Annotated in this window: 19 protein-coding genes; 18 read left to right on the top strand and 1 reads right to left on the bottom strand. The window is 67.1% G+C overall.

Annotation, left to right across the window (positions count from 1 at the left end):
- The first annotated feature begins 54 nt into the window (after positions 1–54).
- From CFB50_RS09600 to CFB50_RS09530, 15 genes are all read left to right on the top strand, one after another.
- Complete coding sequence (locus tag CFB50_RS09600) at positions 55–753, top strand: energy transducer TonB (RefSeq protein ID WP_089425491.1); 699 nt, start codon at positions 55–57, stop codon at positions 751–753.
- 85 nt (positions 754–838) lie between these two features.
- Positions 839–1750 carry a MotA/TolQ/ExbB proton channel family protein gene (locus CFB50_RS09595; protein ID WP_089445701.1) on the top strand — a complete coding sequence of 304 codons (912 nt, stop codon included), beginning with the start codon at positions 839–841 and terminating at the stop codon, positions 1748–1750.
- 20 nt (positions 1751–1770) lie between these two features.
- Positions 1771–2193 carry an ExbD/TolR family protein gene (locus tag CFB50_RS09590; RefSeq protein WP_089445700.1) on the top strand — a complete coding sequence of 141 codons (423 nt, stop codon included), beginning with the start codon at positions 1771–1773 and terminating at the stop codon, positions 2191–2193.
- Between the two features lie 249 nt (positions 2194–2442).
- Complete coding sequence (locus tag CFB50_RS09585) at positions 2443–2874, top strand: ExbD/TolR family protein (RefSeq protein ID WP_069248029.1); 432 nt, start codon at positions 2443–2445, stop codon at positions 2872–2874.
- A 16-nt stretch (positions 2875–2890) separates the two neighbouring features.
- Complete coding sequence (locus CFB50_RS09580; RefSeq protein WP_089445699.1) at positions 2891–4081, top strand: tetratricopeptide repeat protein; 1191 nt, start codon at positions 2891–2893, stop codon at positions 4079–4081.
- 303 nt (positions 4082–4384) lie between these two features.
- A complete protein-coding gene (locus CFB50_RS09575) occupies positions 4385–4960 on the top strand; it encodes a helix-turn-helix domain-containing protein (protein ID WP_069248027.1) in 576 nt (191 codons plus the stop codon).
- Positions 4961–5296: 336 nt separating this feature from the next.
- Complete coding sequence (locus CFB50_RS09570; protein ID WP_089445698.1) at positions 5297–8098, top strand: TonB-dependent receptor; 2802 nt, start codon at positions 5297–5299, stop codon at positions 8096–8098.
- 238 nt (positions 8099–8336) lie between these two features.
- On the top strand, positions 8337–10259 hold the full coding sequence (locus CFB50_RS09565) for an extracellular solute-binding protein (RefSeq protein ID WP_089445697.1): 1923 nt from the start codon (positions 8337–8339) through the stop codon (positions 10257–10259).
- 13 nt (positions 10260–10272) lie between these two features.
- A complete protein-coding gene (locus CFB50_RS09560) occupies positions 10273–11325 on the top strand; it encodes a microcin C ABC transporter permease YejB (RefSeq protein ID WP_089445696.1) in 1053 nt (350 codons plus the stop codon).
- Complete coding sequence (locus CFB50_RS09555) at positions 11279–12391, top strand: ABC transporter permease (RefSeq protein ID WP_069248025.1); 1113 nt, start codon at positions 11279–11281, stop codon at positions 12389–12391. Before CFB50_RS09560 ends, CFB50_RS09555 begins: the two co-directional genes overlap by 47 nt.
- Entirely contained in the window at positions 12391–14034 is a 1644-nt protein-coding gene (locus tag CFB50_RS09550; protein ID WP_089445695.1) for an ABC transporter ATP-binding protein, read from the top strand. Before CFB50_RS09555 ends, CFB50_RS09550 begins: the two co-directional genes overlap by 1 nt.
- Positions 14027–15478, top strand: a complete 1452-nt coding sequence (locus tag CFB50_RS09545) for a TldD/PmbA family protein (protein ID WP_089445694.1) — start codon at positions 14027–14029, stop codon at positions 15476–15478. The genes CFB50_RS09550 and CFB50_RS09545 overlap by 8 nt, the downstream gene beginning before the upstream one ends.
- Positions 15478–16839 carry a TldD/PmbA family protein gene (locus CFB50_RS09540; protein ID WP_089445693.1) on the top strand — a complete coding sequence of 454 codons (1362 nt, stop codon included), beginning with the start codon at positions 15478–15480 and terminating at the stop codon, positions 16837–16839. The genes CFB50_RS09545 and CFB50_RS09540 overlap by 1 nt, the downstream gene beginning before the upstream one ends.
- A gap of 21 nt (positions 16840–16860) precedes the next feature.
- Positions 16861–20022: a multidrug efflux RND transporter permease subunit gene (locus CFB50_RS09535; protein WP_089445692.1), complete on the top strand. Its 3162-nt coding sequence runs from the start codon at positions 16861–16863 to the stop codon at positions 20020–20022.
- Positions 20023–20122: 100 nt separating this feature from the next.
- Positions 20123–20770 carry a glutathione S-transferase family protein gene (locus CFB50_RS09530; protein WP_089445691.1) on the top strand — a complete coding sequence of 216 codons (648 nt, stop codon included), beginning with the start codon at positions 20123–20125 and terminating at the stop codon, positions 20768–20770.
- A gap of 192 nt (positions 20771–20962) precedes the next feature.
- On the opposite strand, the gene CFB50_RS09525 is transcribed toward CFB50_RS09530, so the two are convergent.
- Positions 20963–21976 (bottom strand): hypothetical protein, encoded by a 1014-nt coding sequence (locus tag CFB50_RS09525; protein WP_089445690.1) that lies wholly within the window; start codon positions 21974–21976, stop codon positions 20963–20965.
- Positions 21977–22181: 205 nt separating this feature from the next.
- Between CFB50_RS09525 and CFB50_RS09520 the strand changes: the two genes are divergently transcribed.
- From CFB50_RS09520 to CFB50_RS09510, 3 genes are read left to right on the top strand one after another with little or no spacing between them, the layout of a single operon-like run.
- Positions 22182–23321, top strand: coding sequence for an acyl-CoA dehydrogenase family protein (locus tag CFB50_RS09520; protein ID WP_089445689.1), 1140 nt, complete (start codon positions 22182–22184; stop codon positions 23319–23321).
- A gap of 49 nt (positions 23322–23370) precedes the next feature.
- Positions 23371–24273 carry an HpcH/HpaI aldolase/citrate lyase family protein gene (locus CFB50_RS09515; RefSeq protein WP_069248017.1) on the top strand — a complete coding sequence of 301 codons (903 nt, stop codon included), beginning with the start codon at positions 23371–23373 and terminating at the stop codon, positions 24271–24273.
- A gap of 7 nt (positions 24274–24280) precedes the next feature.
- Complete coding sequence (locus CFB50_RS09510; RefSeq protein ID WP_089445688.1) at positions 24281–24934, top strand: pyridoxine/pyridoxamine 5'-phosphate oxidase; 654 nt, start codon at positions 24281–24283, stop codon at positions 24932–24934.
- Positions 24935–24953: the final 19 nt, after the last annotated feature.

Here is a 24953-nt window from a genome sequence, read left to right as displayed (position 1 = left end):
GCCGCCGGCAGCGATCCGAAACTGGGCGAATCGCTTGGGGGATGGATGGTGGGCATGAAAGTCGAAGAACGTCTGGCTACGTCGAACAGCGGACTGGCTACGCTGGGCCGTCCGCGAGAGTTCGGCAAGAAGCAACAGAATCCGGTACGCCGGTTCGGCGGCATCGGGATCGTGCTGGTGCTGCATGCCGTGCTGATCTACGCGCTGCTCAACGGCCTCGCGACGAAAGTCGTGCAGGTGATCCAGCACCCGATCGAAACCCGCATCATCGAGCCGGTCAAGCCGCCGCCGCCACCGCCGATGCCCGTGGTCAAGCTCCCACCGCCGAAATTCGCGCCGCCGCCGCCGCCGTTCGTCCCGCCGCCGGAAGTGCCGGTGCAGGCGCCGCCGCAGGCGACGATCACGCACCAGTCGGCCCCGGTACCGTCCGCGCCGGCCGTGCAGGCGCCGGTCGTGGCGCCTCCGGCCCCGGCCAAGCCTGTCAGCCATGACGTAGGTGTGGTCTGCCCGAATTCGGACACGCTTCGCGCGTCGATCCAGTATCCGAAGGAAGCGCAGGAAAACAACATCACGGGCGACGTGACGATCGAGTTCGTCGTGGATGCGGAAGGGAACATCACGAACGAGCGCGTGGCGCAGTCGGCTGATCCGATTCTCGATCGTGCTGCCTTCAACACCGTGAAGCGCTTCAAGTGCGTCGCGCAGGGCCAGTCGGTACGGGTCCAGGTTCCGTTCTCGTTCAATCTGAATTGATGCAGTGGGCGGCCCGGTGCGATCCGGGCCGGAAAAACCATCTCGAACTTACGTATTAAGTTCACCGAAATAACTGGAGTGGGGTATGACGAAGCGTTCACTGGCCGCGCTGGCGGCAAGCATCCTGATGTCCGTCGCCGCAATCGACGGGTTCGTTGCACCGCAGCTCGCCCACGCGCAGGCAAGCGGCGCGGCCGGCACGTCGGCGCAGGCCGCGGCGCCGTCGGCCGCACCGGCTCCGGCCGCTGCCGAGCCGGCTCCGCCGCCTGCACCGGCCACGACCGAAGCGGTCGAGAATCCGTACGGGCTCGGCGCGCTCTGGAAGAACGGCGACTTCGTCGCCCGGTTCGTGCTGATCCTGCTCGTGATCATGTCGATGGGCAGCTGGTACATCATGATCACGAAGTTCCTGGAGCAGTTGCGCGCCAATCGCCGCGCGAAGCTGGCGGACGCGCAGCTCTGGACCGCGCCGTCGCTGGCCGAGGGCGCCAAGCTGCTCGACGAGGCATCGCCGTTCCGGTTCATCGCCGAAACGGCGATCGAGGCCGGCGAGCATCATGAAGACGCGCTGCTGGAAGCGGTGGACCGCAACACGTGGATCGACGTCTCGGTCGAGCGCTCGATCACGAACGTGTCGAACCGGATGCAGGACGGGCTCGCCTTCCTGGCCACGGTGGGCTCCACCGCGCCGTTCGTCGGGCTGTTCGGCACGGTCTGGGGGATCTATCACGCGCTGACGGCCATCGGCATCGCCGGGCAGGCGTCGATCGACAAGGTCGCGGGCCCGGTGGGCGAGGCGCTCATCATGACCGCGATCGGCCTCGCCGTCGCCGTGCCGGCGGTGCTCGGCTACAACTTCCTGGTCCGGCGCAACAAGTCGGTGATGGAGCGGGTGCGCAACTTCGGCGCGCAGCTGCACACGGTGCTGCTGGCCGGCAATCGGCGACCGGTACGCGCGTCGTCATCGTCGCCGGCCGCTGCGTCGCTCGCGAACTGATCGGTTGACGGAGACGCGCGATGGCCATGAACGTCGGGCAGGACGATAGCGACGAGGTGATCGCCAACATCAACACGACGCCGCTCGTCGACGTGATGCTGGTGTTGCTGATCATCTTCCTGATCACGATTCCGGTCGTGACGCACACGATCCAGCTTCAGTTGCCGAAGGAGACGGTGCAGCCGCTGCAGACGACGCCGAAGAGCATCGAGATCGCGGTGAACCGCGATGGCGATTTCTTCTGGGGCGAGCAGTTGGTGGATGCACAGACGCTGCTCGCGAAACTGAAGGACGTGTCGCAGCAGCAGCAGCAGCCGAGCGTCCACGTGCGGGGCGATCAGAACACGCGCTACGAGTTCATCGGCCGGGTGGTCACGATGTGCGAGCGCGCGGGGATCGCGAAGCTGTCGTTCATTACGGAACCGCCGGCGCGCGGGGGATAGTCGCACGGCGGAATCGTGGTGGAGCAAGGGGCTGGCGACGAGCGTTGAAGCGCTGACGCCGGTTGACCGTGAGTGCTGACGCCGATCGACCGCGAAGCATGGGACCCACGCAAGCGCTGAAGCGCCAACGTGGATCGACCGCGAAGCATGGGGCCCGCGTAAGCGCTAAAGCGCTAACGCTGGATCGACCGCGAAGCATGGGATCCACGTAAGCGCTAAAGCGCCAACGTGGATCGACAGGAGTCGACGATGGGAATGAATGTGCCTTCGGGCGGGAGCAATGCCGAACCGGAAGTGATGGTCGATATCAACACCACGCCGCTGATCGACGTGATGCTGGTGTTGCTGATCATGCTGATCATCACGATCCCGATTCAGATGCATTCGGTGAAGATGGACCTGCCGGTGGGTAATCCGCCGCCGCCGGCCGCGCCGCCGGAAATCGTGCAGATCGACATCGATTTCGACGGCACGACGACGTGGAATGGCGCACCGGTGCCGGACCGTGCGGCGCTCGAGTCGAAACTGACCCAGGTGGCGGCGGAACCCGTGCAGGCGGAGATCCATCTGCGCCCCAACAAGCTGGTGCCGTACAAGGACGTGGCCGCCGTGCTCGCCTCCGCGCAACGCGTGGGCGCGACCAAGATCGGCCTGATCGGTAACGAACAGTTCATGCAATGACGACACGGACGAGCCGATGAACCAGCGACGATGGAAACGGATGATGGCGGTGACGGCGCTCGGCGCGGCGGGCCTGCTCGGCCGCCCGGCGCTGCCGGCGGACGCGCTCCGGCCGGACGTGGCGAAACCGTTGGCGGCTGCACAGGAGCTGTACCGGGCGCACAAGTATCGCGACGCGCTGGGCAAGATCGCCCAGGCGGCCGCCGTGCCGAACCGGACGCCGTACGAAACCTATATGGTGGAAGAAATGCGCGGCGCGGCAGCGATGGCGGCCGGCGACTCGGCCATGGCCGCGCAGGCGTACGAGAGCGTGCTGAACTCGGGGCGGCTCTCGGGCGACAACGAGCAGCGGACCACGGCGGCGCTGGCCGGCATCTACTTCCAGCAGAAGAACTACCCGCTGGCGATCCGCGTCGCGCAGCGCTACCTGAAGGCGGGTGGCTCGGATCCGGAAATGCGCACGCTGCTCACGCAGTCTTACTACCTGTCGAACGATTGCGCACCGCTCGTGAGCCAGTTGAAAGCGAGCACCGACGCGCAGGCGAACGGCGGACACGCACCGGATGAAGGGCAGTTGCAGATGCTGGCGACCTGCGCGCAGAAAGTGAAGGACGGCAACGCATATCGCGGTGCGCTCGGGCTGCTGGTGGCCTACCACCCGAGCCCCGCGTACTGGGACGAAATGGTCACGGCCATTCGCGGCAACCCGGGGTATCTGCCGTCGCTCGACCTCGACATCTACCGGTTGCGCCGCGCAACGGGCTCGCTGTCGACCGCCAACGCGTACATGGAAATGACGCAGCTCGCGCTGGTGGCGGGGTCGCCCGCCGAGGGCAAGCAGGTGATCGATCAGGGGTTCGCATCCGGCGTACTCGGCAAGGACGCGCAGGCGGATCGCGAGAAGCGGCTGCAGACGCTAGCGGCGAAGCGCGCGCAATCGGGCGGAGACGCCACGACACCGGTAGCGCCGATCGACGCGGGCATGAACCTCGTCTTCGAGGGCCAGGCGCAGCAGGGGCTGCCGATGATGGAGCAGGCGATCGCGAAGGGCGGTCTCGAACATCCCGATGCGGCGCGGCTGCGGCTCGGCGAGGCGTATTACGTGGCCGGCCAGAAAGCGCGTGCGGTCCAGGTGCTGCGCACGGTCAAGGGCACCGACGGTTCCGGTGACCTCGCGCGGCTCTGGACGGTGGTGGCCTCCCGGTAACACAACGGAAGTTGCACGGCCGCGCGCGACGCGGGCGCGGTCGGCAAGCGGCGTGCCGCCGCGATCGCACCGATGCACGACGGGCAGGTCAGCCAATGGAAAGGGGTAACCTTGTTAATTAGTAAACCGAATGAAATGGGCGAGTGCTGCGCGACCGCACGACGCGAGTGCGCTGCCGCACCGCGCGTGGCATGCACGTCGCGACAGCGTGCAGCGGGGGATCGTGCCGGGCCGGTCGTGTCACGGCATCGGTCGAGGCTTGACGACATCAAACCGATTTCGACTGCGAGGGACCGTCTTTCCATGGTTTTGCCCCCTGATGAGTCGGTGCTCGTCGCCGTGTCGCTCGGCAACAAGATCCGGGCGCTGCGCCAGCGCCTGAAACTCACGCTTGACGAAACGTCGACGATTGCCGGCATTTCGAAGCCGTTTCTGTCGCAGGTCGAGCGCGGGCGGGCGACGCCGTCGATCACGTCGCTGGTGCGGATCGCGAAGGCGCTGGGCGTGACGATGCAGTACTTCATCGACACGCCGACGGAAGCACGCTCGGTATGCCGCGGCAACGCGCTGCAGTATTTCCAGTTCACGAACTCGGCCAGCCGGTTCGCGAGGCTGACGAACCTGGTGGACGGCCGCAAGCTTGACGCGATTCTCGTCCGGATGCCGACGGGGCAGTTGTCGTCCGAGATGACGACGCATGCGGGCGAGGAGTTCGTCTACGTGTTGCGCGGGCAGGTGGCGCTGACGCTCGAGGATTGCACGTTTACGCTGAACGAGGGCGATACCGCGCATTACGAATCGACGATGCCCCATGCGTGGCGCAATACGGCCGACGAAGAGGCGGTGATCGTCTGGGTCGGCACGCCGAGGCTGTTTTAGCGAAGGCGGCCGGCAGGAAGGAGAAGTACCCGATCGACGGCAGAGGGTGCGCAGAACGGCGCGCACACAGGTTCGCGTTGTACGGAACCCGCTGCCCGTCGAATCGGGAAGATGCAGGCAATGCGCTCAATGTAGGTGTTTAGCATGTCGAATCAAAATAGAAAACGACGGTGACGCTGGATGGTGCGGGTGACCCGAGGCCGATCCGTTCGAGTCGTGGCAGTCGAAAGCGTGGCAATCGCGGGTTCCGGTACACGGGCACCCAGGACGCGCAAGGAATTCACAAGGTTCCGGCGCACAGCAGGTGGGGTCTTACTACGAGCGAGAGGGAACAAGATGAAGCAGAGAGTGTTGGCGTTGGCCATCAAGAGGATAGTCTGGGCGGAACTCGCGTTGACGGCCGTACTGGCGCCGCCGGCGTTCGCCCAGAGCCAGCCGGCGCCGGGCGCCGTTGCGATCGCGGATGCGGTCGCGAGCGGCGCGCCCGTGACCGTTGCACAGGCCGGCGGCACGGCGGGTGCCGCCGCTGCCACGGGCACCGAAGCGCCCACGGCGCCCGATGCGTCGGCCGGCGCGGCAGCCGACGCGACGCCTGCCGCACCCGCCGCGAACGGGCAGGGCAAGGTCGCGCAGATCAAGCGGTTCGAAGTGACGGGCTCGCTGATCCGGCAAGCCGACAAGACCGGCTTCCAGCAGGTGCAGACGATCACGCCGAAGGAAATCCAGGCCAGCGGCGCGGTGACCGTCGCCGACTTCCTGCGCGATGCGGCTGCCAACTCGGCGAACAGCTGGGGCGAAGGGCAATCGGGCAACTTCGCGGCCGGCGCGGCCGGCATTGCACTGCGCGGCCTCTCGGAGAAGTACACGCTCGTGTTGGTGGACGGCCAGCGCGTCGCGCCGTATGCATTCTTCTCGAACAGCGTCGATTCGTTTTTCGACCTCAACACGATCCCGCTCAACGACATCGAGCGGATCGAAATCGTGAAGACGGGCGCCGTGTCGCAGTACGGTTCGGACGCGATCGGCGGTGTCGTCAACATCATCACGAAACACAATTTCCGCGGCCTGCAGCTCGACGGCAGCCTCGGCAGCGCGATCAACGCCGGCAACGGCGACGGCACGATGAAATTCGGCGTGCTCGGCGGCTTCGGCGACCTGAACGCCGACCGCTTCAACGTGACGGCCGCGCTCAGCTACTACAAGTCGAACGGCTTCACGCTGGCCGACCGTGATTCCACGCGCAACCAGGACTTCACGGGCAAGCCGGGCGGCTTCTCGCTGCTCGCGCCGTCGTACTGGAACATGCCCGACGGCAGTGCGCAGGCGCTGAACGGCGGCTGCCCGTTCGGCGGCTCGGTTCATCCGGCCGCGTCGAATTCGCTGTCGGCCGGGTTGCCGGGCACCATCTGCGGGTACAACACGGCGGAAAGCACGTCGATCCTGCCGATGACCGAGCGCCTGAACGCGAAGCTCCATGGTGACTTCAAGATCGACGACAAGACGACCGCGTTCGCGGATTTCCTCGAGAGCTACAACACGACCACGACCAACGACGGCCTGTGGAACAACGTGATCGGCAACTCGCAGAACCCGGCGCTCGTCTGGAATCCGCAGACGAAGCTGCTGTCGCCGTTCAACTACACGGTACCGGCCAGCAACCCGTACAACACGACCGGCGCGGCCACGCCGCTCACCTACGCATTTCCGAACACGGTCGCGCAAAAGACCTGGGCCAACTACTGGCGGGCGGCCGCCGGCATCAAGGGGTCGTTCACGTTGCCGTACGGCGACTGGGACTGGGCGACGTCGGTCAGCCATTCGCAGAGCACGGTGTCGAACGTGTTCACGAACCAGCTGAACGTGAATGCGCTGAACAACATCTACCAGAACGGCACGCTGAATTTCGCTAACCCGGCCGCGACGCCGAACGCATTCAACGGTCTCTATCAGGAAGCGAACAACCTCGGCATCTCGAAGCTCGACACGATCGATGCGACGCTGTCGACGCCGAACCTGTTCCATCTGCCGGCCGGCGACGTCGGCATCGGCTTCGGCGCGCAATTCACGCACCAGAGCGAAACGCTGACGCCGGGTTCCGAGTACCTGAGCGGGGCCGTCATCACGCCGGACCTCGAGACGGTGGATGGCCAGCGCAACGTCGCGGCCATCTATTACCAGATCAACATACCGATCATCGAGAACCTGACGTTCAGCCAGGCAGGCCGCTACGATCACTACACCGACGTGGGCGGCGCTTTCTCGCCGCGCTTCGCGTTGCGGTACCAGCCGATCAAGGCGCTCACGTTGTATACGTCGTACAACCGCGGCTTCCGCGCGCCGACCTTCGTCGAGGACAGCAAGTCGCAGACGCTCGGCATCCAGGTCGATCCGGCCACCGGCCAGAACTACACGTCGATCACCGTCGGCAACCCGAACCTCGCGCCGGAACGCACGCGCAACCTCAATATCGGCTTCCAGGTCTCGCCGAGCCGTTACACCGACCTCGGCTTCGACTGGTACAAGATCCGCATCGACAACGTGATCGGCCAGGGCAAGCCATCGCAGGTCGTGACCGACCCGACGACCGGCCAGCTGCTGTACAAGGTGATTCCGTACCAGAACCTCGGCTACCTCGACACGAACGGCTTCGAAGGCACGTTCCGCCAGGGCCTGCCGCTGAAGGGCTGGGGCACGATTACGCTGTCGGGCGACTGGGCTTACGTCAACAGCTACAAGATCGGCTTCCCGGGCGCCGCGCCGATCAACGGCGCGGGCAACAACTTCACGATCACGCAGCCGTTCGGCGGCAGCTTCCCGCGCTGGCGCGGCAACACGACGCTGGACTGGAACTACCGGAAGTTCGATGCGGCGCTGACGTGGCAGTTCACGGGCCCGTACGCGCAGAACCTGATGCCCGAGCCGAGCAAGGTCGGTTCGTACAGCCAGTTCAACCTGATGGTGACGTACACGGGCTTCAAGAACTGGACGATCTACGGCGGCATCGACAACCTCTTCAACCGCACGCCGCCGTACGACCCGATCTTCGCGAACGGCACGCTGAGCCAGAGCGGGTACGACACGTCGGTGTACTCGTACATCGGCCGGTTCGCGCAGGTCGGCGCGACGTACAAGTTCTGACGGCGATCGCGATGCACTGACAGGCTTTGGACAGGCCGCTCCACGTCCACTACCCCCTTTTCGGGGCGGCCTTTTTTCGCCTGGCGCCACGACGGCCCGCAACCGGGACGCGCGGCGGTGCAGTTCATCCGATCTTGACCAGCACGAACCATCCGCGGGGCGCGGCCGTATGCGGCGTCCGGCACGGGCATCGATTGCGTGCAGGCTTCACACCCGCACGCTTCCGGACAGACTGACCATGAGACTGTTGAATGGGCGACGGGCACGCGTGCCGCGCCACTCGCACCTGACGCGCACGCACGGGCGGATGCGCACCGCCACGCGCGCCGCGCTGCTCGCGTGCGCCGTGTGGCTCGTGTCGGGCGGCGTCATGCCGCAGGCCGCGCTCGCGGTGCCGGCGATCTCGCAATACGACCATCCGAAGTATCCGCCGGGCTTCACGCATTTCGACTACGCGAATGCGGATGCGCCGGACAGCGGCACGCTCCAGTTCGAAAACTACGACGAAGCGCAGAGCTACGATTCGCTGAACCCGTTCCTCGTGCGCGGCGCGCCCGCACCGGACATCAAGAACCTGATGTTCGACACGCTGATGCAGCGCAGCTGGGACGAGCTTGCATCCGAATACGCGCTGATCGCCGACGACGTCGACATCGCGCCCGACGGGCTGTCGGCGACGTTCCGCATCAACCCGGCCGCACGCTTCTCGAACGGCGATCCGATCACCGCGGCCGACGTCAAATATTCGTTCGACACGCTGACGAGCCCGCAGGCGTCGCCGCTGTACAACGCGCAGTTCGCGATCATCAAGCGTGCGGTGGTGGTCGACGGCCACACGGTGCGCTTCGAGTTCAAGCACGCGGAGCGCGACGCCGCGCTGATCGCGGGCGACCTGCCGGTGTTCTCGCCGAAATGGGGGCAGCACGCGGACGGCACGCGACCGCCGTTCGACCAGATCGCGAACGTGCCGCCGATCGCGAGCGGCCCGTACCTGATCGACCAGCGCAAGAACGACAAGCAGATCAGCTACGTGCGCGACCCGCACTACTGGGCAGCGAACCTGCCGTCGCGACGCGGCATGTTCCGCTTCGCGCACGTGTCGTTCAAGCTGTACCTGGATCAGTACACGGCGCTCGAAGCGTTCAAGGCTGGCGACATCGACGCGCGCATGGAATACAGCGCGACGCAGTGGGCGCGCAAGTACGTCGGCAAGAATTTTCGCAACGGCATGCTGAAGCGCGGCGAGTTTCCCGACGGCCCCGCGCAGATGCAGGGCTTCCTGATGAACATGCGCAAGCCGATGTTCCAGGACGTGCGGGTGCGGCATGCGCTCGCGCTGGCGTTCGATTTCGACTGGATGAGCCGGATGATGTTCTACGGGCAGTATCGCCGCACCAACAGCTTCTGGGAGGCGAGCCCGTTCGCGGCATCCGGCATGCCGAGCGCGAAGGAACTCGCGCTGCTCGAACCGTTCCGTTCGACGCTGCCGCCCGAGGTGTTCGGCCCGATGGTCCGGCAGCCGTCGACGCTGCCGCCGAACTCGCTGCGCGCGAACCTGAAGCAAGCGCGCGACCTGCTCGCGCAGGCCGGCTGGCATTACCGCGACGGCGCGCTTCGCGACGCGAACGGCACGCCGATGACGATCGAGATCATCGACGACCAGCCCGGCATGGACCGCCTGATCCTGCCGTACACGCAGGCACTCGCGATGCTTGGCATTCAAGCCTACCTGCACGAGATCGACAGCGCGGTCTACCTGAAGCGCCTCGACAATTTCGAGTACGACATGACGACGTACATCTACCTGCCCGTGACGATTCCGGGCGCGGAGCTGACGCGCCGCTTCGGCAGTGCGGCCGCGTCGCAGCCGGGCTCCGAGAACTATCCGGGCGTGAAATCGAAGGCGGTCGATGCGCTGATCCGCGCGGCGCTCGCGGCCGACACGCTCGACGATCTCGAGACGGCCACGCACGCGCTCGACCGCGTGCTGATCAACCTGTACGCGCTGATCCCGCAGTACTACCTGCCGAATGCGCGGATCGCGTACAAGGCGACGCTCGGCCACCCGGCGATCGTGCCGGACTCCTATCAATACGAGGACTGGATCATCGACTACTGGTACGTGAAGCAACCGGCGGCGAAACCCGCGCCGGCCGCCTGACGGAGGAACGACGATGCTGGCATACATACTCAGGCGATTGCTGCTGATGATCCCGACGCTGATCGGGGTGGTGACGATCACGTTCGCGGTCACGCAGTTCGTGCCGGGCGGCCCGGTCGAACAGGTGCTCGCGCAGTTGCGCCACGGCAGCGCGCGCGGCGGGGAGGCGGGCGGCGGAGGCGGCGGCTACCACGGCAGCCAGGGCGTCGATCCGCAGCAGATCGAGCAGATCCGCAAGCAGTTCGGCTTCGACAGGCCGCCGCTCGAACGCTACGTGCTGATGCTGAAAAGCTATGCGACGTTCGACCTCGGCCAGTCCTATTTCGCGCATCGCAGCGTGTGGGCGGTGATCCGCTCGAAGCTGCCGGTGTCGATCACGCTCGGGATGTGGACGGTGATCCTCACGTACCTGGTGTCGGTGCCGCTCGGCATCGCGAAGGCGGTGCGCAACGGGTCGCGGTTCGACACCGTGACGAGCGTGCTGGTGCTGGCCGGCTACGCAGTGCCGGGCTTCGTGCTCGGCGTGCTGCTGCTGATGCTGTTCGGCGGCGGCACGTTCTGGCAGGTGTTCCCGATGCGCGGGCTCACGTCCGACAACTTCGACGACCTGACGCTGATCGGCAAGGCGCTCGACTATCTGTGGCACATCGTGATGCCGGTGACGGCGTCGGTCGTCGGCAACTTCGCGATCGTCACGATCCTGACGAAGAACACGTTCCTCGAGGAAATCGGCCGGCAGTACGTGCTGACCGCGCGCGCGAAGGGCGCGCCGGAGCGCGACGTGCTCTGGAAGCACGTGCTGCGCAATGCGGCGATCCCGTTGCTCACGGGGCTGCCGGCCGCGTTCGTCGGCGCCTTCCTGAACGGCAACCTGCTGATCGAGACGCTGTTCTCGCTCGACGGCATGGGGCAACTGTCGTACGACTCGGTGATCCGCCGCGACTATCCGGTCGTGCTCGGCTCGCTGTTCCTGTTCACGCTGATCGGCCTGCTGACCAAACTCATCGCGGATATCTGCTATGTCCTCGTCGACCCCCGTATCCAGTTCAACCGCCTGGACCACTGACCAGGCCTGTGCCGCGTGCGCGGCCTCGCCGTCGCCGTGGCGGCGCACGTGGCTGCGCTTTCGCGCGCAGCCGCTCGGCTACTGGAGTCTCGTGATCTTCGCGGTGCTGTTCGCGCTCAGCCTGGGTGCGGACCTGCTGTCGAACGACCGGCCGCTGATCGTGCGCTACGACGGGCACTATGACTTCCCGATCGTGAAGGACTATCCGGAGACGGCGTTCGGCGGTGACTTTCCCGCGATGACGAACTATCTCGATCCGTATATCCGCACGAAGCTCGAGTCGCACGGCAACTTCGCGATCTATCCGCCGAACCGCTATCGCTACGACACGATCGACTATTTCGCGTCGCGGCCGTATCCGGCGCCGCCGTCGTCGAGCAACTGGCTCGGCACCGACCAGTTCGGGCGCGACGTGCTCGCGCGGCTGCTGTACGGGTTCCGGCTGTCGGTGCTGATGGCGTTCGCGCTGACCGTATCGGGCGTGCTGGTCGGCGTGCTGACGGGCGCGCTGCAAGGTTTCTACGGCGGCCGCACGGACCTGGTCGGACAGCGCCTGATCGAGATCTGGAGCGCGCTGCCTGACCTGTACCTGCTGATCATCTTCGCGTCGATCTTCACGCCGTCGCTGTGGCTGCTGTTCATCCTGCTGTCGATGTTCGGCTGGCTCGTGCTGTCCGACTACGTCCGCGCCGAATTCCTGCGCAATCGCGCGCTCGACTACGTGAAGGCCGCACGCACGATGGGGCTGACGAACGCGCAGATCATGTGGCGCCACGTGCTGCCGAACAGCCTCACGCCGGTGATCACGTTCCTGCCGTTCCGGATGAGCGCGGCGATCCTGTCGCTGACGAGCCTCGATTTCCTCGGCCTCGGCGTGCCGCCGCCGACGCCGAGCCTCGGCGAGCTGCTGCAGGAAGGCAAGAACAACCTGGACGCGTGGTGGATCTCGATCGCGGCGTTCGCGGCGCTGGTGGTGACGCTGCTGCTGCTCACCTTCATGGGCGATGCGCTGCGCAACGCGCTCGACACGCGCACGCGCGGTTCGGCATTCGGCGGAGGGCGGTGATGACGAAACCGTTGCTGCAGATCGAGGATTTTTCCGCGCATTTCGGCGCGAACGCGGTCGTACAGGATCTGAACCTGTCGATCGGCCGCGGCGAGCGCGTGGCGCTTGTCGGCGAATCGGGGTCGGGCAAGAGCGTGACCGCACTGTCGATCCTGAGGCTCGCGCAGCAGGCGACGCTGTCGGGGCGGATGCTGTTCGACGGCCAGGATCTGCTCGCGAAGACCGAGCAGCAGATGCGCGGGATTCGCGGCGCCGACATCGCGATGGTGTTCCAGGAGCCGATGACCGCGCTCAATCCGCTGTATACGATCGGCAAGCAAATCGCCGAGAGCCTGCGGCTGCACGAGGGGCTGCGCCCGGGCGACGCGCGTGAGCGCGGGATCGCGCTGCTGCGGCGCACCGGGATTCCGGAGCCCGAGCGGCGCATCGACAGCTTTCCGCACCAGCTGTCGGGCGGGCAGCGGCAACGCGCAATGATTGCGATGGCGCTGGCGTGCCGGCCGCGCCTGCTGCTCGCGGACGAGCCGACCACCGCGCTCGACGTGACGGTGCGCCAGCAGATCGTCGACCTGCTGATCGAGCTGCAGGAGCAGGAGGCCGCCGCGCGCGGGATGGCCGTGCTGCTGATCACGCACGACCTGAACCTCGTGCGGCGCTTCGCGCAGCGCGTGGCCGTGATGGAGAAGGGCGTGCTGGTGGAGACCAACACGACGGCCGACCTGTTCGCGGCGCCGCAGCATCCGTATACGCGCCGGCTGCTCGACAGCGCGCCGCAACGGGCGGTCGAGCCGGTTGCCGCCGGCGCGCAGACGATCCTCGACGTGCAGCATCTCGCCGTCGACTACCGCATCGCGGCGAAGGGCTGGCGCTCGGTGCTCGGCAAGACGACGTTCCGCGCCGTGCACGACGTGCAGCTGAGCCTGAAGCGCGGCGAAACGCTCGGGATCGTCGGCGAGTCGGGTTCGGGGAAATCGACGCTGGCGTCGGCCGTGCTCGGCCTGCAGCGGCCGGCGTCGGGCGGGATCGAGATCGACGGGATGCCGCTGGCGTCGCTGCGCACGACGCAGGGCCGCCGTACGCTGTACGGGCGGATGCAGGTGGTGTTCCAGGATCCGTTCGGCTCGCTGTCGCCGCGCATGACGGTCGAGCAGATCGTCGGCGAGGGGCTGGGCGTGCACCGGCCGCAGGTGGCCGGCGACGCGCGGCGGGCGCGGATCGCCGCGCTGCTGCAGGAGGTGGGCCTGCCGCCCGAGGCGATGCTGCGCTATCCGCACGAGTTTTCCGGCGGGCAGCGGCAGCGGATCGCGATCGCGCGGGCGCTGGCGGTGGAGCCGGAACTGCTGGTGCTCGACGAGCCGACGAGCGCGCTCGACGTGTCGATCCAGAAGCAGGTGCTGAATCTGCTGACGAATCTCCAAAAGAAGTACAAACTCAGCTACCTGTTCATCACGCACGATCTGGCGGTGATGCGCGCGATGGCCCACCGGGTCATCGTGATGAAGGCAGGGCGCGTGGTCGAGGCGGGCGAGACGCTCGACGTGCTGCACGCGCCATCCCATCCGTATACGCGGGCGCTGCTCGCGTCGTCCATGCTGGCGCCTGAGCGCGGCCCGCAGGAGAGGCAAGAGAGAACCGATGATTGACGAGAACCGGGCGCCGGGCGCCCGAGCCGTGCAGGCGGCGCAGGCATTGCGCAGCGACGCCGATTTCTGGTCGCTGCGCATCGTCGACGAGACGATCGACGAACATGCGGTGCGCAACGACGTCGCGCAGCCGTTTTCGCGCACGCGCGAGCGCGGCGCGATGCTGACGGCGTGGGCCGGCACCGGCGCGGGCTATGCGGCGACGCCCGACCTGTCCCCGGCCGGGCTGCAGGCGGCGCTCGACATCGCGACCGCGCGGGCCCGTGCCAGCGCGCCGTGGGCGCTGGTCGATCATCGCCAGGCCGCGCGCCCGCAGGCGAGCGGCACCTATGCGTCGCCCGATGTCGATGCGGCGCTGCCATCGCGCGCGGAATGGATCGAGCGTCTCGCGCACGAATGCGCGGCGGCGAACCTCGGCGCGCGCATCGTCGAGCGTTCGGCGAGCGTCATGATCGTGCACACCGAGCAAAGTTACGTGACGAGCGACGGCGTGCGGATCGACCAGCGCTTCCGCTTCCTGATGCCCGAGCTGCAAGCCGTCGCCCATGGCGACGGCGACACGCAGACGCGCTCGCTCGGTCAATCGGGCACGCTGGCGCAGGGCGGCATCGACGTGCTGGCACGCTACGGCTTCGACGGCGCCGGCGCGCGCGTCGCCGACGAGGCGCTGCAGTTGCTCGCCGCGCCGAACTGCCCGACCGGCCGGCGCGACCTGCTGCTGATGCCGGACCAGATGATGCTGCAGATCCACGAGTCGATCGGCCATCCGCTCGAACTCGACCGGATTCTCGGCGACGAGCGCAACTTCGCCGGTTCGAGCTTCGTCAGGCCGGAGATGGTCGGCCACTATCAATATGGCTCGCCGCTGCTGAACGTCACGTTCGATCCGGAGCCGACGGCCGAAGCCGCGTCCTACGCATTCGACGACGACGGCACGCCGGCGCGCAAGCAGTACCTGATCCGCAACGGCGTGCTCGAACGGCTGCTCGGCGGGGCGCTGTCGCAGCAGCGCGCGGGCCTGCCGGGCGTGGCCAACTCGCGCGCGTCGAGCTGGAACCGCGCGCCGATCGACCGGATGGCGAACCTGAACGTCGAACCCGGCGACCAGTCGCTCGATGCGCTGATCGCGGGCACCGAGCACGGGATCCTGATGCGCACCAACACGTCCTGGTCGATCGACGACCACCGCAACAAATTCCAGTTCGGCTGCGAATTCGGGCAACTGATCGAGAACGGCCGGCTCACGCAGGTCGTCAAGCGGCCGAACTACCGCGGCATCTCCGCCCAGTTCTGGCGCAGCCTGCGCGCGGTCGGCGATGCGAGCACGTTCGGCATCTACGGCACGCCGTACTGCGGGAAGGGCGAGCCTGCGCAGATCATCCGTGTCGGCCACGCCGCGCCGGCCTGCGTGTTCGCCGGCGTCGACGTCTTCGGAGGCGCGTGATGACGGGATTCGATCCGATGGCACGCCGCGCCGGAATCGACTGGCACGCGTATTTCGCCCGGCTCGCCGACGACGCGCAACGGCTGACGACACCGGCCGAAACCGTCCTGCTCGGCTTCTCCGGCGAAACGTCCGACTTCATCCGTTTCAATGGCGGCAGGATTCGCCAGACCGGGCGCGTCACGCAAGGGCGATTGTCCGTGCGACTCATCGACGGGGCGCGGCAGGCGCACTCGGCGCTGACCGTCTGCGGCAATCCGGCGACCGACCTGCGCGAACTGGCGGACGCGCTCGCCGTGCTGCGCGACGGCCTGCGCGATGCGCAGGACGACCCGCACCTGCTGTTCGATACCTCGTCGTGGGTGCAGGAAACGCGCCGCACCGGGCGCTTGCCCGATGCGGACGGGCTCGCGCGAATCGTGGCCGAATGCGCGCGCGGGCTCGACTTCGTCGGCTTTTACGCGGGCGGCACGCTGGCGCGCGGCTTTGCATCGTCGACCGGCAGCCGCGGCTGGTATGAGGTCGAGAATTTCAACTTCAGCTGGTCGCTGTACGACCCGAGCGGCCGCGCGATCAAGACCGTCTATGCGGGCGACGACTGGCGCGATGCGGCATTCGCGGCCAAGGTCGACGCGGCCGCCGCGCGGCTGCCCGTGCTCGGCCGCACGCCGAAGGCGCTTGCGCCCGGGCGCTACCGCGCGTATTTCGCGCCGGACGCCATTCACGAGATGACGAGCCTGCTCGGCTGGAGCGGCTTCTCGGCGCGCGCGGTGGCGAGCGCCCGCAGCCCGCTGCATCGCCTGTATGCCGGCGAGGTCGCGCTCGATCCGCGCGTGTCGATCACTGAGGATTTCTCGCTGGGCATCGCGCCGGCGTTCAATGCCGATGGCTACCGGCGCGACAGCGTGCCGCTCGTCGTCGAAGGGCGGGGCGCCGGGCAGCTCGTATGCGCACGCACCGCACGCGAGCACGGGCGCACACCGAACGGCGCGGACAATGCCGAAGCGCCGCAGTCGCTGTCGATCGCGGGCGGCACGCTCGCCGACGCCGACGTGCTGGCCGCGCTCGACACGGGGCTCTACGTCGGCAACCTCTGGTACCTGAACTTCTCGGACCCGATCGCGTGCCGGATGACGGGGATGACGCGGTTCGCGACGTTCTGGGTCGAAGGCGGGCGCATCGTCGCGCCGGTCGACGCGATGCGGTTCGACGACAGCTTCTACCGGCTGTTCGGGTCGGAGCTCGAGCAGCTCGGCGCGGTGCCGGCGCTGCTCGCGAACGACGACACGTACGGCGAGCGCGCCACCGGAGGCGCGCAGCTGCCCGGCCTGCTCGCGCGTTCGTTCGAGCTCACGCTGTAGCGCGTTCGCCGACACTCGCCGATGCCGTCATTCTTCATCGACCGTCCCGTCTTTGCGTGGATCGTCGCACTCGCGATCGTCGTCGCGGGCGTGCTGGCCATTCCTCAACTGCCGATCGCGCAGTATCCGCGCCTGGCGCCGCCGCGGGTCGTGATCACCGCGTCCTATCCGGGCGCGTCGACCGAGACGGTCGATGCCGACGTCGGCAGCATCATCGAGGAAAGCCTCGACGGCGCCGACGGGCTGCTGTACTACGAGACGAGCAGCGACGGCCACGGCAACCTCGAGATCGACGTGACGTTTTCGCCGAGCACCGATCCGGACATCGCGCTCGTCGACGTCAACAACCGGTTGAAGCAGGTCGAGCCGCGGCTGCCGCAGCAGGTCGTCCAGCAGGGGATCGGCGTGTTCAAGGCGGCGAACACGTTCCTGATGCTCGTCACGCTGACGTCGACCGACGGCACGCGCGATTCCGCGCAGCTCGGCGATTACCTGAACCGCTACGTGCTGCGCGAGCTGAAGCGTGCGCCGGGGGTGGGCGCGGCCGAGCTGTGGGATGCCGACGAGGCGCTGCGGGTCTGGCTCGATCCGGTCAAGTTGCGCGAATACGACCTCGGCGCCGACGACGTGATCACGGCGATCAGCGCGCAGAACGCGACGGTCACGGCTGGCGCGATCGGCGATGCGCCGTTCGTGCGCGGCCAGCAGCTCACCGCGACGGTCGTGGTCAAGGGCCAGCTCACGTCGCCCGAGGAGTTCGGCCGGATCGTGCTGAAGTCGAAACAGGACGGCTCGGTAGTGCGCGTGGGCGATGTCGCGCGCGTCGAGATCGGCCGCGACGACTATTCGTTCTATTCGCGACTGAACGGCCGGCCGGCCGCGACGGTCGGCATCCAGCTCGGCCCGCGCGGCAACGCGCTCGAAACGTCGAATGCGATCCGCGCGCGGCTCGCGGAGCTGTCACGGACGCTGCCGCCGGGCGTCGCCGTCGAGATTCCGTTCGACGGAGCGCACTTCGTCAAGATCGCGATCCACGAAGTCGTGCTGACGCTCGTCGAGGCCGTCGTGCTGGTGTTCTGCGTGATGTGGCTGTTCCTGCGCGACCTGCGCTACACGCTGGTGCCGACCGTCGTGATTCCGGTCACGTTGATGGGCGCGTTCGTCGCGATGTGGGCGTTCGGGCTGTCGATCAACGTGTTCACGATGTTCGGCCTCGTGCTGGCGATCGGCATCCTGGTCGACGATGCGATCGTCGTCGTCGAGAGCGTGCATCGCGTGATGGAGGAGGGCGTGTCGCCGCGCGACGCCACGCGCCGGGCCATGAAGCGGATCGGCGGGGCGATCGTCGGCGTGACCGCGGTGCTGACCGCCGTGTTCGTGCCGATGGCGTTTTTCCCGGGCAGCGTCGGCGGCATCTACCGGCAGTTCGCGGTCGCGATGATCGCGTCGATGCTGGTGTCGTCGTTCATGGCGCTGTCGCTCACGCCCGCGCTGTGCGCGAACCTGTTGAAGCCGGTCGCGCGACACGATGGCGGCGCCGGCCGTGCGCGCCGACGCGGCATCGGCGCGCGCCTGGCCGACCGCTTCGGTGCGGCTTTCGCGCGCGCCGAAACCGATTATCGCCGCGTCGCCGTGTTTGCCGTGCGCCGCACCGGCATGGTCGTGGCCGTCTATGCGGTGCTCGTGATCGGATGCGGGCTGCTGTACTGGATGATGCCGGGCGGCTTCCTGCCGACCGAGGACCAGGGGCAACTGCAGGTGATGATCCAGTTGCCGGCCGGCGCCACGCAGGCGCGCACGCTCGCGGTCGTCGAGCGGGTGGAGGCCATCCTGCACGGGGAGCCGGCGATTGCGAACGTGACGAGCGTGATCGGCTGGAGTTTCGTCGGCAGCGGGCAGAACGTCGGGATGGCGTTCGTGGAACTGAAGGACTGGGCGAAGCGCGACGTCGATGCAATGGCGTTGCGCGACCGGCTCAACGGGCGGTTCAGTGCGATCCTCGACGGCGACGTCGAGGCGGCGCTGCCGCCTTCGGTGCGCGGTATCGGGCATTCCGACGGCTTCACGTTCCGGCTCGAGGATCGCGGCGGGGTCGGGCTCGACGCGTTGAAAGCGGCCCGCGAGCAGCTTGCCGAGCGCGCGAAGGCGAGTCCGTTGCTCTCGGCCGTGCATTTCGAAGACCTGCCGGACGCACCGCGTATCGAGCTCGATGTCGATCGCGCGAAGGCGTACGCGCTCGGCGTGCCGTTCGAGCGGATCGCGGGGCTGCTGGGCGGCACGTTCGGCTCGAACTACATCAACGACTTTCCGGCGTCGGGCCGGATGCGGCGGGTGATCATCGAGGCCGATCCGGTCGCACGCGCGACCGATACGCAGCTGATGGCGCTGACGGTGCCGAACCGCACCGGCGACATGGTGCCGCTGTCGGCCATTGCCGCGCCGCACTGGACGATCGGGCCGGTGATGCTGAACCGTTACAACGGCTATCCGTCGCTCGACATCAGCGGCCGGGCAGCGACCAGCACGAGTTCGGGCGTGGCGATGGCGGAGATGGAGCGGCTTGCCGCTGCGCTGCCGGCCGGGATCGGCTTCGACTGGGTCGATGCGGCGCGCGAGGAGCAGGTCGCCGCGCGGCAGACGCCGCTGCTCGTCGGGTTGTCGGTGCTCGCGGTTTTCATGGCGCTGGCCGCGCTGTACGAAAGCTGGACGATTCCGCTGTCCGTGCTGACGATCGTGCCGCTCGGCATGATGGGTGCGATCGCGGCGGCGCTCGCGCGCGGGATGCCGAACGACGTGTATTTCAAGGTCGGGATGATCACTGTGGTCGGGCTGGCCGCGAAGAACGCGATCCTGATCGTGCAGTACGCGCGCGATCTCGCCGGGCACGGCGTGCCGTTGCGGCAGGCGGTGGTCGATGCGGCCGCCGCGCGCTTCCGGCCGATCGTGATGACGTCGATGGCGTTCTTGCTGGGCGTCGTGCCGCTGGTGCTGGCGACGGGCGCGGGGGCGGAAAGCCGGCGGTCGATCGGCACGGGCGCGTTCGGCGGTGTGCTGGCGGCGACGGTGTTCGGGCTCGTGTTCGCGCCGGTGGCGTTTCGGGTCGTGGCGTCGGTCGGGCGACGCGGCAGGCGGGTGGCGGTGGCAAAGCGGGACGATCGGCAGGCGGAGGTGGTGGGGGAGTGAGATCGCTTCGACAGGTGATTGTCGAGCGTTGTGTTGATTAAATGCGATTGCCGTGCAGACGGTTCAAAGACGATTCAATTCAAGGAGACGAATTCAGACGATGTCCTACGTTCTGTATTACTCGCCCGGCGCGGCAAGCATGGCCGTGCACTGGATGTTGATCGAACTCGGCGTGCCGTTCGAAACGCGCCTCGTCGATATCGATACGGGGGCGCAGCATACGCCCGAGTACCTGCGGTTGAATCCCGCGGGCCGAGTGCCGACGCTGGTCGTCGACGGCGTACCGCGGACCGAATCGACCGCGTTGCTGATGCTGCTCGCCGAACGTCATCCGGAGGCGCGCCTGGCTCCGCATCCGGGCTCGCCTGAACGTGCCGAGTGGTTCGAGATGATGATCTATCTCGCCAATTCCGTCTTGCCGGCGATGCGAAACTGGTTTTATGCGGAGACGGATGGCGATCCGCGGTGCGCTGAAATGGTGAAGGCTTTTTCGCAGGGGCAAGTCGAGGCGTCGATGGCGCATCTCGACGATCTGCTGTCCGATGGCCGTTCGTATTTGATCAACGATCGGTTGAGCACGGTCGACTTCCTGGCGCTGATGCTCATGCGCTGGACGCGCAACATGCCGCGCCCGGCAACGACGTGGGCGAATCTGGGGCGCTATATCCACAAGCTTCGCGCGATGCCGACGTTCCTCGAGTTGAACGCGCGTGAAGGGCTGACGGAGTGGTTGAATCCGGTTGCCTGAGCGTTTCGAAGGCGCTCAAAAGTGCGGCAGCGGTCGGTTGGAGGCTGCTTGCCGTGGGGTTTGGGGCTGAAATATCGCATTTGACATAATCAACATTATCACCGGAAAAATCGCGAACTAAGTAGGCATCGTGGGCCAGCCTGGACTGATCACCATGAGCATGCGCGAGCCGAACCGATTCAAGGTCATCCCCTAGAAATTGTGCGCCACGCCGACCATGAACATGTCCTGGTCCTTGTCGTTGCGGGTTGCGACACGATTGAAGCGCAAGCTCGCCTCCCAATCGTTCGTAATCTGATAGGCCACTTGCGCGCTGAGCAACGCATTGAGTCGCGTCCTGCCCGAGACCTCGTTCCGATCCCGCGAGAGATACGGACCGACGCCTGCCGAAAGCGTCCATTTGCTCTTGATCGGCGCGACGTACCAGAATTGCGCGGCCACGCCTCGTCGGCCGGCAACGCCATTGTTGCCTTCATAGACGAAGCTCGCCGAATAGGCCCACGCATTGCCGAGCGGCCGCTTGACTTCGACCATGTATCCCTTTTCGATCGGCACTTGAGGACGGTTCGTCTGCGATGTTCCGGCCCAAACGCCGAGCTGCGTCTTGCCGTCCGAAAACGCCGGGCCAGGATTGCCGCCGAAATCCGAGCCGATACCGAAGAGCACCGCGTCGGAATTGAATCCGCCGATCATCTGAACGTGGTTGTACTGCAGCTTGAGGAAGAAGCGATTGGGAACGACGTAATACCGCACCGCTGCCGACGCGCGCACGCCCCAGCGCTTGTCATTGCGTGGCTGGTCGTCGACATGTGTCGTGTCCATGCTGAAATACGGGCCCGCCGAAAATTCGAGCGCCAGACGACTGCCGACCGGCCAGCGAAACGAACCCAGGGCGGCAAAACCGTCACGGTGGTGATCCAGCGGATGCCCCTCGTTCATGTACGCGAGGTAGACCGACAGGTAATCGTTCAAGACGTCACCGAAGCCGACTTCGTACGCACGCCAATGCATGTCGCCACCCTCGGTCGCGCGTCCGTCGCCATACACCGCATACACGTTGAGCGTTCTCCCCGATGGTTTGAGTCCGCTCGGCGAACTCGAAGGATCCTCCTCGGCGCGCGCGTGTCCCGGGCACGCCAGTATTGTCAGACCAGCGATCGAGCTTGCGAGGACGAAGCGCGAACAGATGCGACGGCACTGTCCCATTTGGACACCCCCCACCTTGGTAACCGCGATTTCTTGGAGAAGCTGATAGCGATTATAGGCGGCGTCCGGTCAGGCGGCTGACGTCGCTCATTCACCGTGCAACTACCACTATTGCCAGTACCTGCACTGTCCCTGCCCCCGTAACCTTGTCGGCATCGCTGGCGCGCCGTCCAAGGCCGCGCCGCTTCGACCGGAGACACGACAGATGCCCTTTGACTGGACGCAGGAACAGCATGCGACGCTCGCGCGCTTTCGCGACATCGGCACGGAGATCGCCGCCGCGGAGCGCGACGCTCGCACGCCGGCCGGATTTGACCAGGCCGGCTGGACCCGGCTTGGCCAGGAAGGACTGTGGGACATGATCGTGCCGGAGACATACGGCGGCGACGGTCACGGCTGGTGGCACTTTTCCGCGGCGCTCGAGGGGCTCGCATCGTCGATCCGCCGCCCGGCGCTGCTGCTGTCGGTGATCGCGCAGGCCGGCATGGTGCGTGCGCTCGAGCGATACGGCACGGCGACCCAGCAGGACCGCTATTTCGGCGCGATCCTGCGCGGCGAACTGAGCGCGACGGCGATCGCCGAACCGGGCACCGGCACCGACGTGCGCAGCATCGCGACGAAGCTGGCCGAGCACGGTGACGGCTACCGGCTGACCGGCAGCAAATTCAACATCGCGCACGCGCCGCTCGCGCGCTTCATCCTCGTCGTCACGCGCATCGAGACGCTCGGCCGACGCAACACCGCGCTCGTGATCGTCGATCGCGACCAGCCGGGCATGACGGTCGCCGAACCCGACCGCAAGCTCGGCCTCGACGACCTGCCCACCGGCGCGCTGCACTTCGACGACTGTCCGATTACGCGCGGCCAGCTGCTGGGCGAACCGGGCGCGGGACTCGGCAACCTGATCGACATCATCTCGCTCGGCCGCCTCTACTACGGGCTCGTCGCCGCGCAGGTGACGGCACCGTATCTGCGCGACGCGATCAACTATTGCCGCGACCGGCGCAGCTTCGACAGCACGATCGACGCGCACCAGTACGTGCAGCGCCGTCTGGTCGACCTGCAGATCGGCATCGAGCGCGGCACGTGGCTCGCGCGCGGCGCGCTCGCGCAGTTGCTGACGGATCACCCGCAGGCACTGATGACCTGCTCGATCGCGAAGCTGGTCGGCGCGCAGGACCTCGTCGACGGCGCGCTCGGCCTCGTGCGGCTGTACGGCAGCCTCGGCTACCAGGCCGGGCCGGTGGCCGCATTCGCGTCGGACGCGCTGGGTTTCATGAGCGTCGGCGGCACCGAGGAAATGCATCGCAAGAACATCTTCAACCAGATGATGCGTGCCGGCTGAACGCCCGCGCCGTCGATACGCGTACCACACGCCCTACAGGAAACCACGCATGACAACGACCCACCGACGCCCTTCCCGCCTGCGCCGCTCCTGGCTGTTCCTCGCCGGCGCCGATCACGATGCGCTCGTCGACGGCGCCGCGAGCGGCGCTGACGTATTGATCCAGGAACTCGAAACCTTTACGCCGCCGGACCGTCGTCCGGCCGCGCGCGAACTCAGCGAACGCGTGCTCGCGGGCTGGCGCGAGGCCGGCATCCTTGCGTCCGTGCGCGTGAATCCCCTCGATGCGGGCGGTATCGACGACCTGCGCGCCGCGATGCGCGGCCGGCCTGACATCGTGATGATGTCGTACGTCGCCACGCCCGAGCAGGTCGTCGCGCTCGACGAAGCGGTCACGCGGTTCGAGCGCGAATACGATATCGCGCCCGGCTCGACCGAACTGGTGCCGAACATCGAGACGACGCTGGGCCTCGTGAACACGATGGCGATCGCGCGCTCGAGCCCGCGCGTGTCGGCCGTGCTGGTCGCGACTGAGGACATGGTGGCCGACATGGCGGCCGAGCGCACCCGCGCGGGCCGCGAGCTCGACTACGTGCGCTCGCGCTTTCGGGTGGAATGCGCGGCGGTCGGCGTCACCGCGATCGACTGTCCGTACAGCTATGCCGACAACGAAGGCGCGGAACTCGACATGCGCGTGTCGCGCGGCCTGGGATACCAGGCCAAGGCGATCGTCAACGGGCAGTTCGTGCCGGTCGTGAATCGCGTGCTGACGCCGACGGCCGATGAAGTCGCCCTCGCCCGCCGCGTGATCGACGCGTTCGACACCGCACGACGCGAATCCGGCGGCCGCCGCGTGGCCGCGGCCGTCGTCGACGGTTTCCTCGCGGAAGTCCCCGACTATCTCGCCGCGCATCGGCTGATCGCCCGCGCGACGCAATTCGGCATCGCCTGAGGCCCGCATGGATACGATCGCCACGCGCCTGAAGGCGCTGAAAACCCTCGCACATGCGGCGCCGCACGTTCCGGCCGAGGACTGGCCCGACACGCCGCAAGCGCAATTCGAACGCTGGCTCGACGAAGCCGTTGGCGCAGGCGCCGTCGAACCGCAGGTGATGACGCTGTCGACGGTTCGCCCGGACGGGCGGCCCGATGCGCGCTCCGTCGTACTGCTGAACGTCGACGCGCGCGGCTGGCATTTCGCGGCGAGCACGCGCAGCCCCAAGGGGCGCCAGATCGAAAACCGGCCGTTCGCCGCGCTGACGTTCTATTGGCCGGCGATCGCGAGCCAGGTCCGCCTGAGCGGCCCGGTCGAGCGGCTGCCGGCCGCCGAAGGCCGCGCGGATTTCGCGGGCCGCCCCGAGCGCTCGCGCGCGAGCATCCTGGCCGGCCGGCAAAGCGAGCGGCTCGACGATCCCGCCGACCTGACGCGCGCGATCGACGCGCAGCTCGCGCGGCTGGTCGCCGACCCTGCCCTCGTGTCGGACGACTGGCACCTGTACACGCTCGCGCCGGACGAAGCCGAATTCTGGCGTGCCGACAGCGCGCGTCGTTTCGCGCGGCAGGCGTATCGTCGCGCCGGTCAGCGCTGGGAACGGTGCGCGCTATGGCCTTGAAGTCCGCCGCACATCCGTC

This window comes from Burkholderia sp. AU33423 (genome assembly GCF_002223135.1).
Lineage (GTDB): Bacteria > Pseudomonadota > Gammaproteobacteria > Burkholderiales > Burkholderiaceae > Burkholderia > Burkholderia lata_D.
Note: the sequence above shows the minus strand (reverse complement) of the source record. Positions and strands in the feature narration are given on the sequence as shown.

Excerpts from the sequence above, each read along its gene's own strand:
- CFB50_RS09510 (WP_089445688.1), top strand. The coding sequence starts at position 24,281 with ATGGATACGATCGCCACGCGCCTGAAGGCGCTGAAAACCCTCGCACAT.
- CFB50_RS09590 (WP_089445700.1), top strand. The coding sequence starts at position 1,771 with ATGGCCATGAACGTCGGGCAGGACGATAGCGACGAGGTGATCGCCAAC.
- CFB50_RS09515 (WP_069248017.1), top strand. The coding sequence starts at position 23,371 with ATGACAACGACCCACCGACGCCCTTCCCGCCTGCGCCGCTCCTGGCTG.
- CFB50_RS09545 (WP_089445694.1), top strand. The coding sequence starts at position 14,027 with ATGATTGACGAGAACCGGGCGCCGGGCGCCCGAGCCGTGCAGGCGGCG.
- CFB50_RS09530 (WP_089445691.1), top strand. The coding sequence starts at position 20,123 with ATGTCCTACGTTCTGTATTACTCGCCCGGCGCGGCAAGCATGGCCGTG.
- CFB50_RS09560 (WP_089445696.1), top strand. The coding sequence starts at position 10,273 with ATGCTGGCATACATACTCAGGCGATTGCTGCTGATGATCCCGACGCTG.
- CFB50_RS09595 (WP_089445701.1), top strand. The coding sequence starts at position 839 with ATGACGAAGCGTTCACTGGCCGCGCTGGCGGCAAGCATCCTGATGTCC.
- CFB50_RS09540 (WP_089445693.1), top strand. The coding sequence starts at position 15,478 with ATGACGGGATTCGATCCGATGGCACGCCGCGCCGGAATCGACTGGCAC.
- CFB50_RS09565 (WP_089445697.1), top strand. The coding sequence starts at position 8,337 with ATGAGACTGTTGAATGGGCGACGGGCACGCGTGCCGCGCCACTCGCAC.
- CFB50_RS09580 (WP_089445699.1), top strand. The coding sequence starts at position 2,891 with ATGAACCAGCGACGATGGAAACGGATGATGGCGGTGACGGCGCTCGGC.
- CFB50_RS09585 (WP_069248029.1), top strand. The coding sequence starts at position 2,443 with ATGGGAATGAATGTGCCTTCGGGCGGGAGCAATGCCGAACCGGAAGTG.
- CFB50_RS09520 (WP_089445689.1), top strand. The coding sequence starts at position 22,182 with ATGCCCTTTGACTGGACGCAGGAACAGCATGCGACGCTCGCGCGCTTT.
- CFB50_RS09535 (WP_089445692.1), top strand. The coding sequence starts at position 16,861 with ATGCCGTCATTCTTCATCGACCGTCCCGTCTTTGCGTGGATCGTCGCA.
- CFB50_RS09570 (WP_089445698.1), top strand. The coding sequence starts at position 5,297 with ATGAAGCAGAGAGTGTTGGCGTTGGCCATCAAGAGGATAGTCTGGGCG.
- CFB50_RS09575 (WP_069248027.1), top strand. The coding sequence starts at position 4,385 with ATGGTTTTGCCCCCTGATGAGTCGGTGCTCGTCGCCGTGTCGCTCGGC.
- CFB50_RS09555 (WP_069248025.1), top strand. The coding sequence starts at position 11,279 with ATGTCCTCGTCGACCCCCGTATCCAGTTCAACCGCCTGGACCACTGAC.
- CFB50_RS09550 (WP_089445695.1), top strand. The coding sequence starts at position 12,391 with ATGACGAAACCGTTGCTGCAGATCGAGGATTTTTCCGCGCATTTCGGC.
- CFB50_RS09525 (WP_089445690.1), bottom strand. The coding sequence starts at position 21,976 with ATGGGACAGTGCCGTCGCATCTGTTCGCGCTTCGTCCTCGCAAGCTCG.
- CFB50_RS09600 (WP_089425491.1), top strand. The coding sequence starts at position 55 with ATGAAAGTCGAAGAACGTCTGGCTACGTCGAACAGCGGACTGGCTACG.